Annotated in this window: 1 protein-coding gene and 1 pseudogene; both read left to right on the top strand. The window is 77.5% G+C overall.

Annotation, left to right across the window (positions count from 1 at the left end):
• Nucleotides 1-520: pseudogene (locus tag FHG89_RS32760) on the top strand (hypothetical protein); the annotation flags it as partial.
• A gap of 59 nt (nucleotides 521-579) precedes the next feature.
• Nucleotides 580-2,306 (top strand): bifunctional adenosylcobinamide kinase/adenosylcobinamide-phosphate guanylyltransferase (locus FHG89_RS03490; RefSeq protein ID WP_139582723.1); only part of this gene is annotated, 1,727 nt, incomplete at its 3' end.

Raw genomic sequence — 2,306 nt, 5'->3', positions numbered from 1 at the left:
CACCACCGGGCCCCGGCCCAGCGGGACGCCGGGCGCCGTCCGCAGCGCGACGGCCGACCCGGCCGGGTCCACCGCCGCGGCGACGACCGGCAGCGACCCCGGCCGCACCGCGGCGCCGGGCGGCACGCCGACCGGTACGGCCAGCAGCCGGCCAACGCCCAGCCGCACCCCGTCGAGCCGACCCAACCCGTACACGGCCGCGCAGGTGTGCGGCAGCGGCTACCAGGTGATCGACTCGGCGACGCTGACCGGCGGCGGGCAGCGCAAGGGCCGGGTCTACCTGCTCTACCACGCGGGCACCGGCACCAACTGCGTGGTCACCCTCAAGGACACCGCGGTCGGCACGAAGTCGGCGGCGTCGGCGTACCTGGAGGTGCAGGGGCGGGCGCGCAGCACCGACAGCGGGTCCTTCGACTACTACGCCGGGCCGGTGCGGGCCACCGCCGCCGGGACGTGCGTCAAGTGGGGCGGCTCCACCGGCGGGGTCAGCTACGGCAGCGGCTTCGAGCACTGCGACTGACCGACCGGGAGCACCGGGCCGGCAGGCAGCGCGCCCCCGGCCGGCCTTAAGGTACGGGCATGTCCGTTGACGGGTGGAACACGGTCCTGGTGCTCGGCGGCACCCGGTCCGGCAAGTCGGAGTTCGCCGAGTCCCTGGTCATCGACGCGCCGGTGGTCCGCTACCTCGCCACCGCGCCGGAGGGCGACCCGGAGGACACCGAGTGGGCGACGCGGCTGGCGTCGCACCGCGCCCGCCGGCCGGGCAGCTGGACGACCGAGGAGACCGCCGAGGACCCACGCCGGCTGGCCGACGTGCTCGCGTCCGCCGAGCCCAACGAGACGCTGCTCGTGGACGACCTGGGCGGCTGGGTGACGGTGCTGCTCGACCCCGACCACCAGCCGGCCGACGACGTGGCGACGATCGCCGAGCTGGCCGAGGCGATCCGCACCTGCTCGGCGCGGGTGGTGCTGGTCAGCCCCGAGGTGGGGTTGTCGCTGGTGCCGACCACGCCGCTGGGTCGGGCGTTCACCGACGCGCTGGGCGCGGCGAACCGCGCGGTCGCCGACGCCTGCGACGCGGTGGCGCTGGTGGTCGCCGGCCAGCCGGTGTGGCTGAAGCCGACCGACCACGCCGTTCCGACGGCGCCCGCGACCGCGACGGCCACCGCGCGGGTCGCCCCCCAGCCGGTCCCGGCCGACACCGACACCGAGCCCACCCCCGAGGTGCAGCTGCCGGAGGTGCTGACCCATCCGGCGCCGCCCGCCCCGAACCAGGAGCCCGGCAACCCGTGGGCCGCGCCCACCATGGCGCTGCCGATGGTGGCCACCGGGCTCGTCATCCAGCCGGGCATGGAGCTTCCGATGCCCGACGAGTACGCCGGCCCGCAGGCGGTGGACCGTCTGGCCACGTTGGACGTACCCGGTGCCGGGCTGGGCGTCCTGGACCGGGTGGTCGGCTTCGCGGCCGCCACCCAGGCCACCTCGACGCCGGCCCCCTGGGGCTCGGTGCGGGTGCTGCTGCTGCACGGCGACCACTCCGGCGGGGCGTCGGCCGGCGCCGTCCCCGGTGAGTCGACGCGCCGGGCCCGGCAGGCCCGCGCCGGCCAGGGCGCGCTGGCCCGGCTGGCCGCCGAGAGCGGCGCGAGCCTTCAGGTGGTGGACGCCCCCACGGCGGCGGCCGTGGAGGACGAGCCCGCGCTCTCCCCCGAGCAGGTCGAGTCGGCGCTGCGGTACGGCTGGCGGCTGGCCGAGCAGGCCGCCGACGCCGGCGTACAACTGCTGGTGCTGGGGGCGTGCGGGGCCGGCACCGAAGCGGCGGCCGCGGCGGTGCTCGCGGCCACGGCGGGCGCGGAACCCCCGGCCGTGCTCGGACGGGTGATCACCGACTCCGGCGAGATCGACGACGCGGCCTGGATGGTCCGCTGCGCGGCGGTACGCGACGCGTTGCACCGCACCCGTCGTTCGCCGCGAGGCGCCAAGGACGTGCTTGCGGAACTGGGCGGCGGTGACGTGGCGGTGGCCACCGGTGTGCTGCTGGGCGCGACCGCCCGGCGGGTGCCGGTGCTGCTGGACGGGCCGGTCGGGCTGGCCGCCGGAATGGTCAGCCGCGACCTGGCCGGGCAGGCCCGTCACTGGTGCCTGCTCGCCGACCACGGCGGGCACCCCGCGGTGCGGCTCGCCGCCGACGTGCTCGGCCTCACCCCGCTGCTGGACCTTCGACTGGATCTGGGCGAGGGAGCCAACGCGCTTGTCGCGCTGCCGCTGCTGCGGTCGGTGCTGGCGCTCGCCGCCGCCCGGCTCGCCGA

The sequence above is a fragment of the Micromonospora orduensis genome (genome assembly GCF_006228125.1).
Taxonomy (GTDB): Bacteria; Actinomycetota; Actinomycetes; order Mycobacteriales; family Micromonosporaceae; genus Micromonospora; species Micromonospora orduensis.
Note: the sequence above shows the minus strand (reverse complement) of the source record. Positions and strands in the feature narration are given on the sequence as shown.